Source organism: Paenibacillus sp. H1-7, assembly GCF_022354825.1.
GTDB lineage: Bacteria > Bacillota > Bacilli > Paenibacillales > NBRC-103111 > Paenibacillus_S.
On sequence record NZ_CP031168.1, the window covers coordinates 2,298,260 to 2,319,465 of the forward strand.

22 protein-coding genes are annotated in these 21,206 nt (G+C 46.8%); 18 read left to right on the top strand and 4 right to left on the bottom strand.

All coding sequences use genetic code 11. The annotated features are described in order from the left end of the window. Positions 1-6: 6 nt before the first annotated feature. From DVH26_RS10445 to DVH26_RS10490, 10 genes are all read left to right on the top strand, one after another. Entirely contained in the window at positions 7-717 is a 711-nt protein-coding gene (locus DVH26_RS10445) for a response regulator transcription factor (RefSeq protein WP_239633626.1), read from the top strand. A 13-nt stretch (positions 718-730) separates the two neighbouring features. Continuing rightward, entirely contained in the window at positions 731-1,783 is a 1,053-nt protein-coding gene (locus tag DVH26_RS10450) for a sensor histidine kinase (RefSeq protein ID WP_239635334.1), read from the top strand. Positions 1,784-1,866: 83 nt separating this feature from the next. Then, on the top strand, positions 1,867-2,964 hold the full coding sequence (locus DVH26_RS10455) for a hypothetical protein (RefSeq protein ID WP_239633627.1): 1,098 nt from the start codon (positions 1,867-1,869) through the stop codon (positions 2,962-2,964). A gap of 268 nt (positions 2,965-3,232) precedes the next feature. Then, positions 3,233-4,000, top strand: a complete 768-nt coding sequence (locus DVH26_RS10460; RefSeq protein ID WP_054024997.1) for a nucleotidyltransferase domain-containing protein — start codon at positions 3,233-3,235, stop codon at positions 3,998-4,000. Between the two features lie 231 nt (positions 4,001-4,231). Next, positions 4,232-5,074, top strand: coding sequence for a tyrosine-type recombinase/integrase (locus DVH26_RS10465; protein ID WP_239633628.1), 843 nt, complete (start codon positions 4,232-4,234; stop codon positions 5,072-5,074). Between the two features lie 346 nt (positions 5,075-5,420). After that, a complete protein-coding gene (locus DVH26_RS10470) occupies positions 5,421-6,092 on the top strand; it encodes a Crp/Fnr family transcriptional regulator (RefSeq protein ID WP_239633629.1) in 672 nt (223 codons plus the stop codon). Between the two features lie 76 nt (positions 6,093-6,168). Further along, positions 6,169-6,723 (top strand): peroxiredoxin family protein, encoded by a 555-nt coding sequence (locus DVH26_RS10475; protein ID WP_239633630.1) that lies wholly within the window; start codon positions 6,169-6,171, stop codon positions 6,721-6,723. Between the two features lie 361 nt (positions 6,724-7,084). Further along, the gene (locus DVH26_RS10480; RefSeq protein ID WP_239633631.1) at positions 7,085-7,270 is read left to right on the top strand and encodes a hypothetical protein; all 186 of its coding nucleotides are present in this window, start codon (positions 7,085-7,087) and stop codon (positions 7,268-7,270) included. 122 nt (positions 7,271-7,392) lie between these two features. Then, positions 7,393-7,893 (top strand): imm11 family protein, encoded by a 501-nt coding sequence (locus tag DVH26_RS10485; RefSeq protein ID WP_239633632.1) that lies wholly within the window; start codon positions 7,393-7,395, stop codon positions 7,891-7,893. A 330-nt stretch (positions 7,894-8,223) separates the two neighbouring features. Continuing rightward, positions 8,224-8,715, top strand: coding sequence for a VOC family protein (locus tag DVH26_RS10490; RefSeq protein WP_239633633.1), 492 nt, complete (start codon positions 8,224-8,226; stop codon positions 8,713-8,715). A gap of 260 nt (positions 8,716-8,975) precedes the next feature. On the opposite strand, the gene DVH26_RS10495 is transcribed toward DVH26_RS10490, so the two are convergent. Beyond that, complete coding sequence (locus tag DVH26_RS10495) at positions 8,976-9,617, bottom strand: cell wall hydrolase (RefSeq protein ID WP_239633634.1); 642 nt, start codon at positions 9,615-9,617, stop codon at positions 8,976-8,978. A 465-nt stretch (positions 9,618-10,082) separates the two neighbouring features. Further along, entirely contained in the window at positions 10,083-10,928 is an 846-nt protein-coding gene (locus DVH26_RS10500) for an SDR family oxidoreductase (RefSeq protein WP_239633635.1), read from the bottom strand. 94 nt (positions 10,929-11,022) lie between these two features. Between DVH26_RS10500 and DVH26_RS10505 the strand changes: the two genes are divergently transcribed. From DVH26_RS10505 to DVH26_RS10520, 4 genes are all read left to right on the top strand, one after another. Then, positions 11,023-11,436: a MerR family transcriptional regulator gene (locus DVH26_RS10505; RefSeq protein WP_239633636.1), complete on the top strand. Its 414-nt coding sequence runs from the start codon at positions 11,023-11,025 to the stop codon at positions 11,434-11,436. 98 nt (positions 11,437-11,534) lie between these two features. Further along, complete coding sequence (locus DVH26_RS10510) at positions 11,535-12,206, top strand: response regulator transcription factor (RefSeq protein WP_239633637.1); 672 nt, start codon at positions 11,535-11,537, stop codon at positions 12,204-12,206. Beyond that, the gene (locus DVH26_RS10515) at positions 12,194-13,300 is read left to right on the top strand and encodes a HAMP domain-containing sensor histidine kinase (protein ID WP_239633638.1); all 1,107 of its coding nucleotides are present in this window, start codon (positions 12,194-12,196) and stop codon (positions 13,298-13,300) included. Before DVH26_RS10510 ends, DVH26_RS10515 begins: the two co-directional genes overlap by 13 nt. A gap of 50 nt (positions 13,301-13,350) precedes the next feature. Next, positions 13,351-14,841, top strand: coding sequence for a serine hydrolase domain-containing protein (locus DVH26_RS10520; protein WP_239633639.1), 1,491 nt, complete (start codon positions 13,351-13,353; stop codon positions 14,839-14,841). A gap of 320 nt (positions 14,842-15,161) precedes the next feature. Here the strand turns inward: DVH26_RS10520 and DVH26_RS10525 are convergent, their stop codons facing one another. Then, a complete protein-coding gene (locus DVH26_RS10525) occupies positions 15,162-17,411 on the bottom strand; it encodes a TIM-barrel domain-containing protein (protein WP_239633640.1) in 2,250 nt (749 codons plus the stop codon). Between the two features lie 142 nt (positions 17,412-17,553). On the opposite strand from DVH26_RS10525, the gene DVH26_RS10530 reads away from it, so the two are divergent. Further along, on the top strand, positions 17,554-18,354 hold the full coding sequence (locus DVH26_RS10530) for an AraC family transcriptional regulator (protein WP_239633641.1): 801 nt from the start codon (positions 17,554-17,556) through the stop codon (positions 18,352-18,354). A gap of 8 nt (positions 18,355-18,362) precedes the next feature. Here DVH26_RS10530 and DVH26_RS10535 read toward each other — a convergent pair whose 3' ends face one another. Next, positions 18,363-19,655 (bottom strand): ABC transporter substrate-binding protein, encoded by a 1,293-nt coding sequence (locus DVH26_RS10535; RefSeq protein ID WP_239633642.1) that lies wholly within the window; start codon positions 19,653-19,655, stop codon positions 18,363-18,365. A gap of 166 nt (positions 19,656-19,821) precedes the next feature. On the opposite strand from DVH26_RS10535, the gene DVH26_RS10540 reads away from it, so the two are divergent. The 3 genes from DVH26_RS10540 to DVH26_RS10550 all read left to right on the top strand — a co-directional run bounded on the left by DVH26_RS10540 (position 19,822) and on the right by DVH26_RS10550 (position 21,203). Continuing rightward, the gene (locus DVH26_RS10540; RefSeq protein ID WP_239633643.1) at positions 19,822-19,971 is read left to right on the top strand and encodes a hypothetical protein; all 150 of its coding nucleotides are present in this window, start codon (positions 19,822-19,824) and stop codon (positions 19,969-19,971) included. 225 nt (positions 19,972-20,196) lie between these two features. Further along, a complete protein-coding gene (locus DVH26_RS10545; protein WP_239633644.1) occupies positions 20,197-20,679 on the top strand; it encodes a hypothetical protein in 483 nt (160 codons plus the stop codon). Continuing rightward, positions 20,676-21,203 carry a hypothetical protein gene (locus DVH26_RS10550; protein WP_239633645.1) on the top strand — a complete coding sequence of 176 codons (528 nt, stop codon included), beginning with the start codon at positions 20,676-20,678 and terminating at the stop codon, positions 21,201-21,203. Before DVH26_RS10545 ends, DVH26_RS10550 begins: the two co-directional genes overlap by 4 nt. Positions 21,204-21,206 lie beyond the last annotated feature (3 nt).

A 21,206-nucleotide genomic window follows, 5' to 3' on the forward strand; every position in this document is an offset into this window, starting at 1 on the left:
GTCGGAGTGCGGAATGAATCGATATTAGTGGTCGACGACGAGGCAGGCATTCTAATTATGCTTGAGAATCTTTTTCGTAAAGAAGGATACACCCGGATTACGAAAGCCGGTTCTGCCGCAGAGGCACTTATGGCCGTGAGAACGACACGTTTTGACATGATCGTTCTGGATGTCATGCTGCCGGATATGGATGGATTTTCCCTGTGCACGGAAATACGCAAAACCATTACAACCCCTATTTTGTTTCTAACTGCCCGATCCAGCGATATGGATAAGCTGCAGGGGCTATTCTTAGGCGGAGACGATTATGTAACCAAACCGTTTAACCCGCTAGAAGTTGTTGCGCGGATCCAAGCTCATTTGAGACGAAGCGCTTTGTATGCATCTGATGTCGTAAGCGTGGAGAATGTGTACCGGTATGATGCGTTTACCCTAAATCGGACGACCGGACAGCTTATCGTGGGCAATGTGGATACGCCTTGTCCGGCCAAGGAACTTGAACTGCTGCTTTATTTTTGCAAACATCCGAACCGGGTGTTCACTGCTCAGCAACTATATGAGCAAGTTTGGGGCACCATGGTGCAAGGAGATGAAAAAACGGTTGTGATCCATATTTCCAGACTCCGAAAGAAGCTTGAAGTAGATCCAACCTGTCCCAAACTGATCGTCACATTGCGAGGAATCGGATACAAGTTCGTTCCGCCCACAGGAGGTTAATTCCGTGAACTTGATGCTTCGCATAGCGCTGCAGCTCCTGACGGCTTTTTTTGTTTTGATCGTTTGTATTCAAACGATAGCGATCGTTACGGCCTGGTTGTTTTGGCCACAGTTATTGTCCGGGAATCGTTCGGCTCATTACGAAATCTTTGTGGTGACCTTGTGCGCCCTGCTTTTTCTTCTGACCTTGCTCCTTATAGGTTGGTATCTCGGGAAGCCGGTGTATTTCATGATGGTTTGGATCAGACTTCTGGCAAGCGGACAATATGACGCTCCCCATCGCTGGAATGAGATCCACTCTCGCAAAAGAGGAATGTTGAAATTACCGTATGCGGTCTACAAGGAATTGTTTGAGCATTTACGGATGCTTTCGAGTACGCTTCGACGAAACGAGGAGGCGCTTCAAGAGTCGGAACAAGTGAAACGAGAATGGATTCGGGGGATATCACACGATTTAAAAACGCCGCTAACCTACATATCCGGATATTCCGCCATGTTGATGAATTCGGAGTATCGGTGGAGTGTAGAGGAACAAAAGGAATTTCTTTCTATCATTCATCAGAAAGCGGTTCATCTGCAAGAACTGGTACAAGATCTTAATGAAACGCCTCATGGACAAATTCCTCTAAAAGTCGAGAAAACGGATATCGTGGAACTCGTGCGCAGAACGGTAGCGGATGTTAGCAGCGCACCTTGGGCGACCGGTTATCTATTCACGATGAATCCAGAGCCAGATCGCATTTGGGTAACTTGCGATCCGAAGCTGATGACGCGAGCTATCCGCAATCTGCTCGTCAATGCCGTCGTCCATAATCCTGAGGGTACCAAGATTGCGGTTCGAATCTCGCAGCGTCATGATCGGACGACGGAGATTCAGATCGAAGATAATGGGGTCGGATTTGGCGAGATGCGTGGTCTAAACGATGAAACATCCTCCGCACGTTCAGGCTTGGGATTATCCATTGCCAATAAATTGATAGAAGCCCATGACGGACATTTAGTCGTCCACAGCAAGCCGAGCGAAGGGACAACACTTTCGATCAGACTGCTAGCGGCGCAAAGTTAGGGTGAAGTTGAGCTTCCGTTTACTTCATGTTTACTTACGCTCCTTATACTAAAGCTAACGTTGTATAAGGAGTTGTGATCTATATGAAACCAATAAATTGGAGTGACGTATCCCATGCAACAACGACTCGCTCGAAACCCTCGGCGTTGCGCTGGTGGAGGCGCTGGCCGGAATGGGCACGTTACGCAGCGATTGTTTGGAGTCTCTTCTATGGTGCACTGGGGTTCTATTGGACGTTAGGCGGCTCAGGTTTTCCATTAGGTTTGTTAAACGATCCTATTGCGCAATATTCGGCTTTTAGACATGTAACAGCCTCAACGGCAGGACCGGTCATTGCTATTCTAAGTTTCCTTGGTGCAACAACCCTGTTCATGTTCAAATTCAATACGCGAGGTATAACCCGAACAATTCTGCTGCTTTATGCTTGGAGTGCTGCGACGATTCTATGCTTCGCAATCCCGGATACCCGCGCTCTCATTGGAGTGGCTTATGCCCCCATTTCATTGATCGCGGTTCTTTTCGGTCAGTCGCTCCACTATATCGATTTCTTCACATGGCCGGTGATAAACCAATATATTTGCCTGATCGGCGGGTTGCTTTGGGCGGCGACAGCGTTGTCCTTCCAACGTCAAACCTGTAACTCTTGCGCCTATTGCGGGCGTAAAGGCGATGCGAGCCGTTGGATGGTTTCGAGATCCACGGAGCGCTGGGGAAGGTGGGTGACCTATGTTGCGATCTTTTCACCTGCTTATTATGATGTCACCCGCATTGCCTGGTTGCTGGGAATTCCTCTTGGGATAACAAAGGAATTATATCAAAGCCTTCAGGATTCAGGTGCAGTTTGGGCTGGAGCGGGCCTTTCCCTGGTATCGATTGGCGGAGCCATTCTAACGCATGGACTTATAAAGCCATGGGGGGAGACTTTTCCTCGGGGGTTTCCGTTTTGGGCCGGGAAGCGCGTCCCTGCCGCAGCAGCTGTCGTTCCTGCCGGATTTGTCTCCATCCTGTTAACCGTTTCCGGTATTCAAGTCTTCTTCCAATTTTTATGGAGCTCCGATTTTGATAATTGGGGAGCAACAACCCCGCTGCTGCTTATGCCTATTTGGGGGATTGCGTTAGGGATCGCTACGATTTTCTTTTATTACCGGAGACAGGAGTACTGCAATCATTGCTCGCGATAACCCTGATAATGGCAAATTATCGAGGTAAACAACATTATATATTCTAATGATCGTTTACTGAAAAAGTATATAAAACGAGGTCATTATGCTAACGTGTACGATAGTTTAATAAATAACTAAGACGCGGCTGCCGGCATATCGGCAGCCGCGTTACGCTAACGGGCAGGATAGTTGAATGATTTCGTGAATAACTTAAGTCATGACGAATTTACGAAGTTCGAAAAAAAGACGTTAGCCGAAAGAAGTTCTTAGTTTAGGAGGAGTCTATATGATATTAGAAAAAGTTATAAATAGAATTGTAATACAAAGTGAATATAAGGATTTTGTTGATAAGTATATCGATAATATACTTACCGAATTTAAAGGTAAGATTCATAGCATTTATATGTGTGGCTCGATTCCAAAAGGAACTGCTAAACCTTTTAAGTCAGATGCAGACTTTACTATTGTATGTGTAAATCCCAAAGATATTGATTACGAAAGATTGTCAAATATTAAAGACAGGCTTTTGGAAGAATATCCAGTAGTAACTAAGATTGATACGATAATTTGCTCGATTGACGATGTATTAAGTAAACCAAATGAGTGGGGGTTTTGGGTAAAGATAATTTGTGTTTGCATATATGGTCATGACGTTGGTGAAAAAGTACCACCGATAATTATTTCTCCAGAGTTCATTTTAGACTTAAATACAGAGACCAAGGAGGAAGTAGATCGTATACATAGTTTACTTTCTAATGCTAGTGATAACACAATGAAAACTAGATATATTAAAGGTTACTCTAAGAGATTAATTCGTGCATTATACTCTTTGGTTTTAGAAGATACAGGTGTATGGCAAGATGACATTATTAAGATGAAGAATGCCATATTAAATTATTGTGAGATTGACTCCGCTTTAGTTGATTATCTGTATGCTTGTTACTTGGATAGTAATGTACTTGTTGAAGAGTTTCTGGGAATTGCAGATGAAGTATATAGCTATTTTGAGAACGCCTTAAATGCAATGGCTGCTTCCAGAACTTCCTTCGGCTAACACCATATTGACGCTCCGGGTCACTCTGAGAAGCGAGTGACCACATCCAGCCCCTAAGCCGTCGGGACGTCACTGCATTAGGTGTTCGGCAAGCCTCACAACTATAAGCAGCGACTCTAAATTAAAACATAAGACTATTGAACTAACGGGTACGGTAGTTTAATAAAGTTAGTCTAAAACCTTCCGTAAGAAGCAAACTAGATTTAATAGCTCTTATGGGAGGTTTTATCTATGATTTTAAGTGAGTTATGGCGGCTGTATGAAACAGATAAACGAATCCAAGGTTTTAGTCAGAGTACATTGAAAGCCTACGCCCTACAGCTCAAGATGCTTATAAGAGAACTTGGAGACTTAGATATTTCTGAGGTTACGTTGAACTTGCTAAAGGAATACTTGGCAAAGCAGTCCGATCGGTTGAAGTCCAGCAGCTTGGGATATCGTATTCGTTTTGTTCGTTCCCTATTCCGCTTTGCATATGAAGAAACACACGTAATATCAAATCCTTCTTTTAAGTTACGCGAACCCAAAATGGACAAGCGTATTCCTAAGTTTTTGATCGAGGAGGATGTCATTCACTTGAAAATCTCTTGCCTGTCTCTGAGAGAAAGGGCTCTATTAGAGTTTCTCTATAGCACCGGCTGCCGGGTTGGAGAAGTGGAGAAGTTAAATATCGAAGACATGAATTGGGAGAACTGCTCAGCAATTGTAAATGGTAAGGGCTCAAAACAAAGAGAGGTCTACTTTACAACCGAGTGTAAAGTTTGGTTAAAGAAGTATCTCTCGAGCCGCGAGGACTCCTGTAAGGCACTATTTGTAACCGATACAAACCCTATAAGACGGATGGCTATTCCGACGATGAGGTTGGCATTAAAACGGCTTGCTGATCGGGGAGTGCTCAAAGCAAATGTATATCCACATCGCTTTCGTCATACCTATGCATGCCAGCTCCTTGATAACGGAGCGCCATTAGACTTTATTCAAGGCATGTTGGGTCATGAAAAAGCATCAACCACTCAAATTTACGCCCAGCTGCGAGGAAAACGCCGACGAGAACTCTACCGTCGTTACTTTTAGATATGTAGCGGTATTTTTTGAAGCCACAGCTCAACAAAAGGGCAGTTTAACGCAATGCTGTTTGCTCGAAAGTCTAAAGATAATAAAGATACAAGGTAAAACAGAAATACCATTTTCACGCATTGGGCATTCGCCCTTCATTAAGCTAACGGGTACGTTAGTGAAACGAACCAGGGAGCAGTTTTCCAGCGGGAAGCTGCTCCATTTTCATTAAGCTAACGGGCAGTAGTGTGGTAACTATGGTATAATTTACAACATTACTGTGGAGAAACAAGAGCACCACGAGGAATAGATTTGGGAAAATTAAATTTATGAAGAAGACAAATTATAAGGATGGGAACGGAGTATGACTTCAATCGTCGCGGATAAGCGGGTGTTGGAAGTTTTACCGTATTTGCGGGCTGTTTGCCCCGAGGATTGGGCGGATGCACAGCCGGAAGTGCGTAGATTCAAAGCCAAGTCACGTCTCTTTCAGAGGGAGGAAGCCACGTCCTACGGCATGTTTTTGCTAAGCGGCAGCGCCCGCATCAGCCAAATCGGGGAGGATGGGAGCGAGCGGGTCGTCAATAAACTTATCCCCGGCGAAATTTGCGCTCTCCTCGTGCTAAGTGGACTGAGTGGGCGTGACTATCCCGCCGCCATTGAGGCCGAGACGGAGGTCGAGGCTTTGTTCGTATCCAAACTAAGCTTCCTCCGCTGGGTGCAGGAATACGAGCCGATCCGTAGAACCGTGTTTGGCAGCCTCCTTGACGGCATTATGCGTATGGGCGAACAACTCCAAACGAGGCAGAATAAACCGCTGGACATGCGGCTGGCAGAAGCACTGCTGATTTCCACTTCGGATAGGCAGCCTCTGCTGCGATTGACGCATAATGAGCTTGCCGCTGAGATCGGGACCGCCCGTGAAGTCGTGAGCCGTACGCTGCGACGTTATCAGCGGAATGGGTGGGTAGAGACGGGACGAGGTTGGGTACGGATCACCCACCGCAATGAATTGGAAACGCTAATTGGTGACTAGGTCACAGAAGCGGTGCCGCTCTTCCTGATATAGTGGAAAAGTAAATCATTTTCCCTTGTACAGGAGGAATCTACCGATGATTCGCCATCTTCAGCAGGGCATGATTGCCCCAGCGTTCCGTACCGTCGATCTCTTTGGCAATCCCATTTCGCTTGAAAGTTATCGCGGTCGCAAAGTACTGCTCGCCTTTTTACGTTTCTCTGCCTGTGCCGTTTGTAATTTGCGTGTGCATCATTTTATCGGTCGATATCCGGATTGGCAACGCCAAGGCATCGACGTTGTCGCAGTCTTCGAATCACCGGAAGCGAATATGCGGACATATGTGGGCAATCAAAAGGCTCCGTTCCCGCTCATCGCCGACCCGAAAGCGCACTTATACGATTTGTACGGTGTCGAGACATCCGAAGAGAAAGTACACGCGACAATGACCGATGTGAACACGAAGTCGTTCGTCACTGAGGCGGCCGCTGCCGGCTTTGCTCTTACTCCGGAGGAAGGTTCGAACTTCAACCGGATACCTGCCGAATTTTTGATTGATGAGCGAGGTATCGTACGGCTGGCGTATTACAGCCGCATCATTACTGACCATCTCCCGCTTTCAGCGATCGACAGCTTCGCTGCTGGCGAATAATTACGCATAGCAAAAGGAATGAAACTTGCCACGCGGTTCTCTTGCCTTTTATACGGGGAACCTTAGTCGATCGGTTCGTTCAGCTAACGGGTACAATAGCGTAATAAAGACACGGGGGCAGCCGGCCAAGAAGATCGGCTGCTTTTTTTCACTTAGCTGGCAGGATACTATGGTAAAATGGGAAAATGTAATGTTCACGGGCGCTGAGGTGAAATTGTGAGCGTGTGGGGATGAAAGCTACCGAATTGTTTAATATTCGCTTGGACCTACTCAACAAGAAACAATAGCTTAATGAAACAACCAGGTCAAACAAACAATAAGGAAAGCGTCTATATAGTACATATCAGTTGGAGGTAATGCAATGCGCGTATGGAGGCTTGGATACAAAGAAGAAATATATACTTTTACAGATATGAATGACTATAGAAAGCATTTGAAAAACGGATTTGTTGGCAAATCCATGAAAGAGAATTGGATTCCATTCCCTGTTGAATTGATAAATGATAGAGTTCAATTATATGATTTCACAACATTAGGTAGCCCTTAAGCCCTTATCCAATTTTCAATAAAAAAATTATCGATGTATTAGCCCCCTTTATCCAAAACAAAGTAGAATATTTACCGCTTGAGTATAGTAGTGAAGACTTATACCTGATAAATGTTATCAATATGTTCGAATTTCTCGATTTTTCTCGAGCTATTGTCGAAATTCATCCAGAATATAAGGTTGTAACAGAAATTAAAAAATATGCATTTCAAGAGGAACTTGTAAAAGAAGAAACCTTGTTTAAAATTCCACAATTTAATGGACGGATTTTTGTAACAGACAAGTTTCGAGATTTAGTAATTGAGCAAGGTTTAACCGGGTTTGAGTTTGAAGAAGTTTGGGATTCGTGTGAATCTGAAACTAGAAAAACAGATTCAGCAATAATAATGAAACCGAATTTGGTTGGAAAACCATATAAGTTTGTTGAAGCGTTAGACCTCATAGAAAACGGAATGCAGGCAGTAGCAAGTGATAGGTATGTTCTACAAAATGATAATACGAACAAAACGTTACTAGGTATATTAATGGACACGGGGAACTATGAATGGATAGTCCCTGCTGCTTTTCCGCCAAAATTTGTAGAGATGCAGTGGTATGTAACTGAAAAAATAGAAATTAAATAAAAAGAAAAAGACGGAAACAACTCACCAAGAATAGCTTTCGAAAAAAGATTCGTTTGGTTGGTGAAGGTATAGCGTTACAGGATGGAATAAACTGAATTTTATAACTTGGCTTCGATTACTATTAATGGGTTCGTCACATTAAGCTAACGGGTACTCTAGCTTAATGCAACAAGGAGTGGTTTGCCTGGTGGCAGCCGCTCCTTGTTTTATTGAAGTAACGGGCAGAATAATTTTAACCTATCTTTTAACACTGACACGAGGTTGTCAGTGTTATACGTTTATTATAAAGCTTGTAAAGAAAATAAAGTGAAGTAAAGGAGCTTATACAGGATGACAAAGACGAATGAATCAATAAATCCGATTCCCAAGGGATATACAACCGTCACACCATGGATGATCTCAAGAAACTCTGCTCAACTGCTTGATTTTATAAAAAGAGCGTTCGATGGGGAGGAGATCGCTCGGATCTATACTGAAGATGGTTCAGTGGGACATGCAGAGATTCGGATCGGCAATGCGGTCATTATGATGTTTGATGCGAAAGAAGAGTGGCCGGATACACCAGGCTTCCTTCGACTATACGTGGAAGATGGCGATGCTGTATTCGAGAAAGCTTTACAGGCAGGGGCGACTGCGGTCACTCAAATGACGAATCTTGCCTTCGGCGAACGAGTTGGACGTGTTCGCGATCCTCTCAATAATATATGGTGGATACATCAACGGCTAGAAGAACTAGATTACGAAGAAATGTCCAAACGTGCTGGGAAAAAAGAGTATATCGAAGCCATGAAATATGTTCAAGAATCCCTGAAATTGCGTTAACGGGGGACGAGTGCTCAATAAAGACATGAAGGCAGCCGTACGGCTGCCTTCGTTACACTAACGGGCAGAAATGTTCAATAAAAGCTGGAACAAATCTTGTAAAAAACTTCACCTCTAGCTAAGTGTCCGATAAAAAGAAAACAGAAGAGCCGTTAGCTTGTCTGCTCCCTGATAGGTTGCCTGAGAGGGTATGGAACTTGGTATTGCCGGAAAGAAAACAGTCTGCGTATGATGTCTATGAAGGAAAAACGGGAAACGTATTAAAGCGTAAATACGTGATTTCCAATGGTAATTTTTTGAGGCCGGACCAAACTCCACGAAGCTGTAGCGATCGCCGGGTTGTAGTAAAAAAGAGCGCCGTTAGTTGGGTCCGATCCGTTCAAGGCCGCACGGGCGGCATCATATGCGGATTGATTTGGCTGCAGCCAATACTGTCCGTCGCGGATGGAGGAAAATTGACCGTGCTGAAAAATGACTTCCGGAATGGAATCTGGGAATAGATTGGACTGCACGCGGTTGAGAATAATTGCACCAACCGCAACCTGGCCTTGAAATGATTCACCGCGGGCCTCCGAATAAATGATGCGTGCCATTTGTTCTAATGAATCTTGCTTTGGAGATGCAACCTGCTTAAGCTTGTCAAGCGTTTTAGAATCAGCCTTTCCATTAACCGGAAGACCGTACGAGCGTTGGAATTTCGAAACCGAATCCGTCGTAACAGATCCGTAATAGCCGGTTAATCCGGCATTAAAATATCCGAGACTGCTCAGACGCTCCTGCAAATCAAGAACGTGTTCGCTTTGTATACCATACCCAAGAGTCGATGCAGAAACGGACGGGGCAGCGACGGTAACCCCTATAGCACAAGCAGTTATAGACAACAAGACAGATAATTTCTTCAACTTTATGAAAAACCTCCTTTTTCTTATAACTAAGGTGTCATGCTGACACCATATGCGGCAAACTCTCAAGGCAAACAGGGAAGTGATAAAGATATAGAACCCGTCTATTTTTATATTGTTCGGTTGCAAAGGCCAAAATCTCTCCGTCGATCATAAAAAAATTGAAAGAAATGTATGATGGTTTAATAGAAGATATCCAACTCTATTGGCGCTAAGCTAACGGGTACGTTAGCACAATAAAAGCAGCGGCAGTCTAGGTCTTTCGAGTTCCTAGTCCGTCACTGCTTTATTTACAAGTCTGTCTAATTCAGTTTGTCGGGTGATCATGTCATTTGAGCCTAGAGTAAGGAAAAACGACAAGTTGGACGCAATTGAAGGGCTTAGTGTATATTTTCGTAAAAATGTTGGCGGTACCCCTTACGGTAGGTTAAGGGCACGTAACCAGCTCACTTCGTACATTCTTTTTTATGCAAAATAATGCCCTTCTTCGAGATCGGCGATCAATCCGCGCTGCATCGGTTTCCAGCCCAGAAGCTCCCGTGTAGTCAGACTCGCTTGCTTAGTGTTGTACAAGCTGGTGATGTCGAATGCCGCAATGGTGCCAAGAAAGCCGAAATGGGCGGCAGCTTCTTCAGGTGTTATGCTGACCGCCGGCACGTTCAATTGCCGCCCGATGACCGCGGCGATCTCGCGAAGCGGAATGCCTTCATCGCCGGCGCCAAGCAGCCGTGAGCCCGCCGGGGCGGATTCCAGCGCCAGACGGTACAGAGCCGCCGCATCCAGGCGGTGAACCGCCGGCCAACGGTTCGTTCCGTCGCCAATGTAGGCGGCGAAGCCCTTCGCCCGGGCGATATCGATCATCATGGGTACAAAGCCCTTATCGCCTTCGCCGTGCACGGACGGTGCAAGCAAGACGATCGATGTCCGAATATCCCGCTCCGCCATTGCGAGCACTGCATGATCCACGGCTTGTCCATTTGCGTGAGCCGTGGTAATAAGCGGCTTCCCGGAGCCTTCGAGCGCCGCCCCCATGACTTCAACGGCCCGCAAATCCAGAGCCAGCGCACCTTCAAAGTCGGAAAAATCGTTGGTGAACGCCAGATGAATCACGCCGTCCGCGGCCGCGGCTGCGCTGCGCAGCGTATCTAGATCGTTCAACGCGCCGTACAGCGCTTCGGCTCCCGCCGCCTTTAATCCCGCGGCTTTCTCTTCAGAACGGCAAAGACCCGTCACTGTATGTCCCGCGCCGATCAGTTCCCGGACGACCGCGGAACCGACATACCCTGTTGCTCCTGTAACAAAAACATGCATAATGATATCCTCCTTCATGGGTTGACTGCTTGAACATGTTAAGCATAAACTATGAAGTAAACTCTAGGGCAAGCGATCCAAAGGAGAAATGATTATGAAAATTCAGGAACTGGCGGACAAGATGGGATTAACGATCCATACGATCCGCTTTTATGAAAAGGAAGGCTTGCTGAATGAACGACATGTCCGGCGTGAAAGCAACAATTACCGCAACTATTCGGAAGAGGCTGTCGAGCGGTTGAAGCTCATCAAGAAGTTCCAGTCCATTGGCTGTTCGCTGGCTGAACTGAAGGAATTTCTGCAGGACCACGACGCCAATGCGCACACTAACCTGCAGATTATAGATTGGATTCGCCGCAAGAAAAAGGAGATCGAAAGCAAGAAGGAAGAATATAACCAAATGCTGGACACCCTTAACAAGATGCAGGAGTATCGGACTCTGCTCATGGACGATCCGCATAAAGCTCAAGAGATGCTAAAGGCTTGGCATGCCGGCTCATCCGATTGAGCTGCTTTGAAGCTTCCGCATTAGTCCATGCGGAACAACTGAAACCGCCGATGATGAAAAAACAAAGGTCTCATTGTGACACAGGATGGTGAAGTGTGATGAAAAAGATATTGATAACTGACGATGAAGAAGACCTTCGAAAACTGCTGGCGGATTATTTTGAAGTTAATGGGTATCTCGTATTGACAGCTAAGAACGGCAATGAAGCGTTGCGGCTAGTAGAAATGCAACCGGACATTATTCTGCTGGATATCAATATGCCCGAGGTTAACGGTCTTGAATTATGCAAGAAGATACGGAGTTTCGTGTCTTGTCCAATCCTATTTCTTACCGCTCGTATAGAAGATGCAGATATCATATCCGGTTTTCAAGCTGGCGGAGATGATTATATTCAAAAGCCGTTCAGCATTCATGAGCTAGGCGCCAGAGTGGATGCACATTTACGAAGAGAAATGCGAAATCAAAAGAAATCTACCGTTAGATTCAATGATGATCTGGCCATAGATTATACGGAGCGAGCGCTTTATTGTAACAATATACAAATTAATTTGGCAAAAAAAGAGTTTGATATCATAGAGCTTCTATCTTCACATCCTGGTATGGTTTTTGATAAAGAACGTATTTATGAGCGAATATGGGGGACGGAGGGAGAGGGTGACAGCTCCGTAATAGCTGAGCATATAAGACGCATTCGATCCAAAATGAAAGAGCATGGTTACGAAAACAAGGTAGAAACCGTCTGGGGTGTAGGATATAAATGGCGAAAATAATAAGCCGTCTTCGACTGAAGAATATGACCATTCTGCAATCCTTCATCGCATTGAATTGCGTATATTTGGTCGTTGTTTTAACCGCAATTGTGTTCGAATTCGAATGGTCCGATCAGATTCGACAACGCTTTGCCAACCATCCTTCCGGAAACGATTGGGTTCTATACGCTCAGATTATCGCGATGCTGTTGACGATCGGAATCGGATTAGTTCTTATGGGCAGCCTCTTTTATAAGCTAAAATTGAAAAAGCCTTTGGAAATCTTAATGAGTGCATCGGAGAAAATCTCGGCAAATGATTTGGGATTTCATGTTACCTATGATAGCAGTGATGAAATGAGCGAGCTGTGCCGTGCATTTGAAAAGATGCGCAGTCAACTGGAAGGCAACTTCAAAGCCCTTTGGCGCTCGGTAGAGGAACGCAATCAGCTCAATGCCATTTTTGCTCATGACTTGAGAACGCCGCTTTCAATCATGAAAGGATATTGCGATTTTGTAACTACCTATCTGCCGGAGAACAGAATCTCCGAGGAAAAGCTTCTGGACACGATCAAAACGATGCAAACCCATATTTTGCGTATGGAGCGTTATGTAGAAGCCATGAACTCGATCCAGAAGCTGGATGATATGCCGATAAACAAACAGATGATTGAATCAGACCCATTTATCGCCTTACTGGATAACACCGCTAGCAAGATCGTAGACCAAAGCGGCAAAACATTTGACTCAAACAGAACTGCCGATTCCACATTGCTGTCAGTCGACACGGATCTCGTCATGCAGGTTTTTGAAAATATAGTGGCAAACGGGGCTCGCTATGCTACCAATGAGCTGAAAGCCGAATACCATGTTGCCAGCGGCGTATTTACTATAACGGTCACGGATGACGGCCCCGGGTTTTCCTATGATGACTTGCAGAAGGCGATTCTCCCTTTTTATCGTGGAGAGATGCCGGAAGCGAACGAGCACCAGGGGTTAGGGCTTTACATTTGCAAGGTTCTCTGCGAAAAGCATCAAGGCGAACTACAAGTAGCAAACGGATTCCATAACGGTGGAAAAGTAACCGCAAGCTTTTTATGCAGTGTTGATAAATAGTTGAAAGTTATGGGTTAGCATCTCCATATTACATGATAAGGAGTGCTAATATGACTATTGCTCGCAAAATATTGCCCATTTTCTTAATCTGCTCGCTTCTGACTCTGTTTATTTCCGCATTACCCTCTGCCGCTGCTGATATCAAAAGCAAAACAGAGATTGTGACAGAAATTGATGAGTTTGTTAAGAAAAACATGGCAGTCAACCATATTTCCGGTGCATCTTTATCAATCGCGTATGGGGAAGATGCATTTTATACGCAAGGCTACGGTGCATATTCCAATGGAGAAAAAATAACCGCCACGACTCCCTTACCAATTGCATCATTGAGCAAATCCATGACGGCGCTTGCGGTATTGCAGCTCGTGGATAAGGGATTGATCGACCTTGACGCTCCGTTCATTTCCTACTTTCCCGACATCACCGCCGCGGACGATCGCATCGATCGGATCACGGTTCGGTACATGCTCAATCAGACAAGCGGCCTTAACGATAAAGTGAATCCGGACATGACGAAATCCGATCAATTTCAATCATTACAAGAGATAAAAAAATCTTTGGAGCTTGTTGTACTTGCTAATGATCCAGGTGAAACATACAGATATCACAATCCAAACTACCAATTTTTAGCATTACTTGTTGAACAGGTCAGCGGGCAGCGGTTTTCTGAATATCTCCATGACCGTATCTTCGAACCACTAGGAATGAATGACACCTATAGTGTCAGCACCACGCAGCAAATCAATGAGAATTCAATGATACCGCAGGGACATTATTTGCTGTTAGGCAAGCCTATAAGTACAGCAGAACCGTCATGGTTTATAGATGGTCCGGCCGGCGTGATATCCACTGCCGAGGATATGGCAAAATGGATGCGTGCGCAGTATATATCCCGGCTTCTCTCCCCGAGTCTCATGGAACAGTACCATGCTCCCGGGCAACATAGCTCATACGGCATGGGGTGGCTTGCATCCTCTGATAACGTTTGGGGCCGGACAATCTCCCACTCAGGAATATTATGGAGTTACAAGGCTGAAGAAACCGTATATTTGGAGAAGAAGCTTGGGATTACCATGATGTTCGATACAGGTTTGAATGCCTTCGTTGATTATTCCACGTTTACGCGCGGAATTGCACAAATCATGGATGAAGGAAAAACCGAAATTTCCATCATGAACAATCGGAACATGGAAGCTATTATGATTCTGCTGTTAATGAGCACGATCTTCTGGAAAGGGTTTTCGATCTATCGGTTGAAAAAGAGCAAGAAACGGCTTATTGCATTTCGCCGGAAGCTGATCTTTACTTCAGTACTTACTTTAATCCCTGTACTGGTTCTTTTGTTTCTACCGCCAATTTTGTCTTTCATCGGGGGCGGGAGGGTTCTGCCTTGGATCGGAATATGGATGATGATGCCATCTTTTCTATTATTATTAGTCATACTTTCTTTGGCGAATATCGTAAGTTTCATTTGCCATTGCCGCATCTATAACGCAAAAAAAGTGAGAGCCTTGCCCGACGAAAGCGGATCATTTCGCTAACGGGTATGATAACATAATAATCAAGGAGCAGTTCACAACAGCGGATTATTGAAAAAACCGTATACCGCATCGCTTTCAACATACTTATGCACTCCAACTCCTTGATAACGGTGCCCTTCTGAATTTCACCCAAGTATGCTAGGTCAATCCAATCATTCTACGCTCAGCTCCGCAACGAGCGCCGTAGAGAACTTTATCGACGGTTTTTTTCCACTTATTAGAGGCGAAATCCCCTTTAAAATTCCGCCTCTATTCAACTATTCCAGGGTATCCGGAAGGTTTGAGCCTATTTCAGTCTGACTTTCTATCGTATAGCGAATTTAAGCCCCTCCAACTAGCCGGTAGTCGACCCCCTCAAGGATTGGGAACCGGATCGCGCCGGTGATCGGCATGAAAGCGAAGTCGGTCCTCAAGCCGGAACCAGCCTCAATAACTTCCAGCGTCTCCGGATTCCAGCCCTCATTGTCATTCGTAATCAGGGAGGTTCGTTGGCCGTCGGGGTAGCGGAAGAGGTAGACGGACCCGTTCCCGGCTACCGGATATACCTCCGCAAAGAGCCGTTCGTCCGATAAATCTCGGACGACGAGCACACCCTTGCCGCCGATCCACACCGGAAGCTTATCCAGCGGCAGAGCGTAATCGGGCAGCACGGCAGGACCTTCGTACATTTGCCCGGTCTCATAATCGATCCAGGTGCCTTCGGGCAAATACACATCCCGCGTCGTAACCTCGGCATAATCGCTCCCATAAGCCGGCGTCGCCAATAGGGAAGGGCCGAGCATCCATTCGTACTGCTTCGTCCTTTTGTTAGCCAAGGCGTACGTATTACTATCCTCCGGGTAAGCAATCGGCAGAGGCGTCATCGTGTGCGGGTAGCCCGTAGCATAGCTCTCCTGTGCCGCGCTGTACAAATAAGGCACCAAAGAGGAATGGAAGTCGCACGCCTTCTTCACCACCGCTTCATAGGCCTGATCGTTCAGCTTCCAAGGACCAAGCCCTACGGACATCGCCGGGAACACGGCTGCGAACATCGCATTCCGGACAAAATACAGCTTCTGATCCTCCGTCAGCGGAGCATTCATGTATTTGCCCGCCACAATATCCGGATAGACGTTCGGGGCGCCGCTCGCTGCGTAATTCAAGCCGTTCAGAGCCGGACGGTCCTGATCGAAGCCGTACATCGTGTCCTCCAGACGCAGAATGTCGCCGGGTACGGAATAAGCGCTGTTGCGTACCATTGTGAGATAGCCGGCCTCCATCTTCTTCACATTCGTTCCGTTGCACTTGGCATCGTTGCGGAGGACGAGCCCATCCTTCAGCATCGTATCCTCCTTGAAGCCGTCCGCCTCCCACAATCCGGCCAGTGCCAGGTACCATGTGACCGCCTCAGGCTTGCGGGCGTCGAGCAGATAGACCGCGCCTTTAGGGAATACAACCCGGAAGGTCAGAGGCTTCCCCTCGGCATCGGAGACGAAATAACCTCGTTCCAAGCCTTCCAGCACATAAGGGCCGTCATGCTCGGGCTCATAATGTCCCCCATGCTCGCGCAGCGCCTTGAAGCTAATGCGCAGACCGAGGATGAGCTTCAGTCCGCGCGAGCGGAACCACGCCTTTAGCGCCTTCTGGTCAGGGTACCTGGGATTTGGGAGACCGTCGGTCCGGCCCTCTTGCCGCTGCTCATCCCAGATCCCGAAGCTCGTTGTCGCTCCCTGTTCATTCACCTTCCGGTCGCCCTTCCAGAAACCCGAGCCGATAACGCTCCAGCGCAGCCGGTAGCCCCGGTCGAGAAAAGCTTGAAGATCGTCCAACACCGATTGCTGGTACGTATTCCATCCCAAAGAGCCGAACGCCTCATACCCAAGCTCGAAAAAGTCGATCTTTGGCTTCGCGTCCGCGTATCCCTCACGAAGGCGGGCATGCTTGTAATCCCGGTAAATCTCCTGCATCGTGCCGATAAAATAATATAAACCACCCACCTCGCGCACTCCGGCCGCACCCAAGGCATTCTCCGTTTCGTGGATCCGGACACGTTTCACACCGTCCTCGAACAGCACCTGTGCGAAGCCGGCGGCCGGGAAGACGGCAAAATTCGAGACGAAGCGCTTGCCGTCGCTTGCATTACAGAAGGCATCGTCAGAAAAGCCGAACAGATTCGCATTGTCCCCGTAGCCTCCATGGTCGCCAAGGCCGAAGACAGGCTGGAGGGGAGCAGTCCTCGCATCGATGGCATACCGGCCTTCGGCCAGCGGAAAGACCTGCAGCTTAACGCAGCAAGGGGAGGGCTCGATCTGTACCTCCGCCTGATCGCCGTGACGGTTGCAGACAAGGAGGCGAACCTGGGTATCGTCGCTTGATATGTGCGAAGCGGTCACCGCGTCATGAAGCTCTTCTCCGTCTGGAGAAGAGAACCGCAGGCCGGAGTCTGGATGTGCAGCTGCGATTACAGATCGTTCAGGTGAGTGGAAAGAGAACCGGAAGCCCGTTTTAACGATGTGCATGACATAGCTGCCCGCCGTAATGACGAGCTCGTCGGGTGTTTCTTTCAGGGTGAAGCATGTCACATTAAGCATGATGCTGGGATCCACATCCTTATTGAAATTTATCCTTAGTTTCAATATAGAGGAATTTCTTTTCTTTTAAAATGGACTGTATTAATATATGTTTAATACATTATTTCATTTATCGAGTCGCCTGAGGGAGGGCCGGTCACCCGTGCAATGTTTATGGAATCTGAATCCCCGCATGAGCCAGTGTACATATTGGTTTCAGAAGCAGCAGTTTTCTTATAAAGAAGATATATATGACGAATGGGTCATATTTGCTGTGGAGGACGGCTCCTTTCACTATGAGATCGGTGATCAGGAAGGCATCGCATCGTTCGGCGACATCGTTATATGCCCGCCTGGCACCACGTTCTATCGGGATATCATTACACCGCTGTCGTTCTATTATATTCGGTTCCAATGGGTCGACGGCGGGGGCGGTCTTGTGCATACTCATGAATCGATACCGGTAGGGAAGGTGAAGTTCAAGGATACACGGAGGCTCGCTTCGAATTACTTCCGGATGAAGAGCTTGGCCGGTTCTCCGGATCCCTTCTATTTGAGCTGGATTGCGGTGCACCTGCAAGACATTCTTTATTTGCATTATGCCGAGTCCATTCATTCGGAGCCCAAGGAAGATGTCCGCCGAGATCCTCTCATGGAGCGGGCATGCCGTCTGATCGAGCAGAAGGCGTACGAGGCGTTCAGCATGAAGGCGCTGTCCGATGAGCTGGGACTAACTCCTGTGCAGTTCACACGCCGGTTCCAATCTGCACAAGGCATGACCCCAAGCGATTACCTGACCGGTCTACGGCTGAAAAAGGCATGCACTCTTCTCATTACCGGCGGAGCGACTATCGAAGAGGTGGCGCATCAATGCGGCTACGAGAACGGCTATTACTTAAGCCGGCTGTTCTCGAAGAAATTGCAAATGAGCCCTTCAGCGTACCGAAGGACTCATCAGGTATAAGCTCAAGATCATTGAGTGCTGCCCTGGATCATCTTGTTAATCTCTTCATCGAGGCGGGAGAGCGCGGTATTGACATCGATCTTGCCCGTCATGTATTCGGTGAATTTGTCGCGAACCATGCTCTCGGCCTTTGAGCGGTACTTGGACGCCACCGGATATTTCACCGGTTTGCTCTTAAAGATGCCCTGCACATTTTTTCCTTTCAGCACATCGCGTGATTTACCGAATTCGGTCTTGAACATTGGTTCCTTCAGCGGCGTGACGCGGCCCTTCCGGGCGCTCTCCAGCTGCACCGCATCCGAGACCGCCGTCTGGATAACCTGAAGCGCCTGCTCCTTGTGCTGGCTCGTCTTTGTAATCATCAGCATATTGACACTGGCGTTGCCATAAATGTTCGGCTTCTCCGGATAGCTCGGATACTGTACCATATCCCAGTTCAAGCCGTTCGCAGCAGCGAGCTCCAGGTCGTTAATGATGCTGAGATCGGTGTACATGGCAAGTAGCTTATCCTTAAGGAATGAATCCTTCGGCGTCCCCTTTGGTTCGTTCCCCGGAATGGAGTAGAACGACTTCACCATCTCAAATACTTTTTTCCATTGATCATTATTCATGGTAGCCTTTTCGGTCTTCGGATCGACTACGGCGATGCCAAGCGGCTGGGATACCCAGATGACGCTGTTGCCCGGATCGAAGCCACGGATCTGCATACCGCTTGAATCCACACCGGTGACCTTCTTGGCTAGCTGCAGCACTTGATCCCAAGTCATGCCGTCGGTCGGGTAGGGCACCCCGAATTTATCGAAGATGTCCTTGTTGTAGTAGAGCGCGTGGTAATTCAGACTAAGCGGCAGCCCGTAGATTTCGTTATTCGCAGCTCCAATCTTGGAGTCTTCCAGAATGCTGGGGTCGAAGCGCCCCAGGTCGACGTTCATCTGCTTCAATAAGGGTGTCATGTCGTATAAAATGTCGAGGTCCTGATAGGAAGCAATTTTACCGTTGTAAGTGAGTACAATATCCGGAGGCTGGCCGGCTATGATAAGCTCCTGCAGCGTAGTCCCCTTTACCGCCTTGATGAACTCTACCGTGATGTTCGGATGATCTTTTTTCAATTGCTCTTGAATCTGTGTCATTAAATCTTCGTCAAGCGTTGTATCCATGCTGATCTTGATCGTGACCGGCTCCAAGCTGGGAGCCGTGGTGCTGGCTGTATTCCCCGGTGTTGGCTTCTCATTGGAACAGCCTGCAATCATGATAGCGCTTACGGTAGCGGCGATAAAAAATGTTTTACACGGTTTCATCATAAGACCCCTCCGTTACATTTCATTAAGCATACTCTCTATTTCAATGTACACCATCCCAAATTACTTTAAAATGCACAATTTTAGCACTTGTCTTGCACACTGTTTCACGAGGCATAACAGGTTCAATAATATGGATCTAATCTATCCCTTGAGGTAATTTGGGTTGATGAATCATATGTCTTTCGCCGACTTCGTGCGGCAGATTAATGGAGAAGGGCGCTGTTTGGTCAGCGCCGAGGATTCTTTTAATGTAACGGAGGCGTGCCTGCGGACGCTTATGTCGGCGGATGAGAAACGGGACGTTCGTTTTGAATAAATAGCCATAAACATAACCTCTGGGAAGTACCCGGGGGGGCAGTGGATTAACAAAAAATGGGTGTTAATCGCAGGGAGGGTGTTTCAGGGGCTTGGCGCATCCAACTACTGGAGCCATTGCATTGCAGTTTTTTTTCAGTTATCCATTTTGGATAAAAAAGGATGACAATGTGAATAGTAACAGTAACATTTTACTCCATTGAAGAAACTGAAGAGGTACAACTCCATGCTACTACTAATTCATTCCATAGCAGGAGCGGCAGCGCTGCTGTCGTTGGTTTACTCTGCACGCCGTCTTCATCCGCTGGAAGCCGTTCTAACCTTTATGTTCGCTTCTTCTGCGGTACAAAATATCGAAATTATTTTGAGTTCTAATATGAAGCTATTGAAAATACCCACCGAAGTTAATGTCTATTTAACTTTTCACCTCGACAGGATAGTCGTTTACCCTATGGGTCTATTCTGGCTATCCTTTTTCTTGAGGCACAGCCGGTATTCGTTAGTCATGAAAATTTCTATTGCCGTTCTAGGGCTCTTCACGTTGACAGCAGGACAGTATTGGGAAAATCACCTAACCGTCATTACTATGCAAAAATGGGGAATTGCCTATTCATTATTGGAGTGGGGAGCCCTCCTGGCAGTCACTGTAGGGTTCAGCCTCCTCATCCGTAAAATGTTAATGAAAGTGAAGGTGAATTCAAGCATATGATATTGCCTTTACCGCAAAAGTTTGACGCAAACGAATGGTTTATTCTTCTTGCGGCCCTCTTTGTTATCTTGCCTTCCCTTCTGTTAGCGAAGAGGTTCCTTGCCATCGAGACAGTAACGATTTTCCTGTTTAATTTTTTTGTGGCGTACACCGTTGATTCGATCATTTCAGTAAAGCCGCTTGATTTATACGACATTAACGATGTCAAAGAGTATGAATTGATGGATCTGCTCATCTATCTGATTTGCTATTGCCCCGCATTGTACCTTTTTCTATACTTCTACGACAAGTGGAAGCTGAGGGGGTGGAAGACGATCATATATATTGTCGGTTGGTCCTTGCTCACAGGAGGGTTGGAATATTTGGCGCATCTGGCGCAAGTATATAAATACAATAAATGGAATACTGCCTTTTCCGTCGGGGTCTATATCATAGCGTATAGTACTAATATCGGGTTCTTCCATTGGATGAGACAATGGTTGAACCGGCCGTGGGACGGGTTATCGAAGCAACCGAGATCGTAATAT

Excerpts from the sequence above, each read along its gene's own strand:
- DVH26_RS10450 (WP_239635334.1), top strand. The coding sequence starts at position 731 with ATGCTTCGCATAGCGCTGCAGCTCCTGACGGCTTTTTTTGTTTTGATC.
- DVH26_RS10455 (WP_239633627.1), top strand. The coding sequence starts at position 1,867 with ATGAAACCAATAAATTGGAGTGACGTATCCCATGCAACAACGACTCGC.
- DVH26_RS10460 (WP_054024997.1), top strand. The coding sequence starts at position 3,233 with ATGATATTAGAAAAAGTTATAAATAGAATTGTAATACAAAGTGAATAT.
- DVH26_RS10465 (WP_239633628.1), top strand. The coding sequence starts at position 4,232 with ATGATTTTAAGTGAGTTATGGCGGCTGTATGAAACAGATAAACGAATC.
- DVH26_RS10470 (WP_239633629.1), top strand. The coding sequence starts at position 5,421 with ATGACTTCAATCGTCGCGGATAAGCGGGTGTTGGAAGTTTTACCGTAT.
- DVH26_RS10475 (WP_239633630.1), top strand. The coding sequence starts at position 6,169 with ATGATTCGCCATCTTCAGCAGGGCATGATTGCCCCAGCGTTCCGTACC.
- DVH26_RS10480 (WP_239633631.1), top strand. The coding sequence starts at position 7,085 with ATGCGCGTATGGAGGCTTGGATACAAAGAAGAAATATATACTTTTACA.
- DVH26_RS10485 (WP_239633632.1), top strand. The coding sequence starts at position 7,393 with ATGTTCGAATTTCTCGATTTTTCTCGAGCTATTGTCGAAATTCATCCA.
- DVH26_RS10490 (WP_239633633.1), top strand. The coding sequence starts at position 8,224 with ATGACAAAGACGAATGAATCAATAAATCCGATTCCCAAGGGATATACA.
- DVH26_RS10500 (WP_239633635.1), bottom strand. The coding sequence starts at position 10,928 with ATGCATGTTTTTGTTACAGGAGCAACAGGGTATGTCGGTTCCGCGGTC.
- DVH26_RS10505 (WP_239633636.1), top strand. The coding sequence starts at position 11,023 with ATGAAAATTCAGGAACTGGCGGACAAGATGGGATTAACGATCCATACG.
- DVH26_RS10510 (WP_239633637.1), top strand. The coding sequence starts at position 11,535 with ATGAAAAAGATATTGATAACTGACGATGAAGAAGACCTTCGAAAACTG.
- DVH26_RS10515 (WP_239633638.1), top strand. The coding sequence starts at position 12,194 with ATGGCGAAAATAATAAGCCGTCTTCGACTGAAGAATATGACCATTCTG.
- DVH26_RS10520 (WP_239633639.1), top strand. The coding sequence starts at position 13,351 with ATGACTATTGCTCGCAAAATATTGCCCATTTTCTTAATCTGCTCGCTT.
- DVH26_RS10525 (WP_239633640.1), bottom strand. The coding sequence starts at position 17,411 with ATGCTTAATGTGACATGCTTCACCCTGAAAGAAACACCCGACGAGCTC.
- DVH26_RS10535 (WP_239633642.1), bottom strand. The coding sequence starts at position 19,655 with ATGATGAAACCGTGTAAAACATTTTTTATCGCCGCTACCGTAAGCGCT.
- DVH26_RS10540 (WP_239633643.1), top strand. The coding sequence starts at position 19,822 with ATGAATCATATGTCTTTCGCCGACTTCGTGCGGCAGATTAATGGAGAA.
- DVH26_RS10545 (WP_239633644.1), top strand. The coding sequence starts at position 20,197 with ATGCTACTACTAATTCATTCCATAGCAGGAGCGGCAGCGCTGCTGTCG.
- DVH26_RS10550 (WP_239633645.1), top strand. The coding sequence starts at position 20,676 with ATGATATTGCCTTTACCGCAAAAGTTTGACGCAAACGAATGGTTTATT.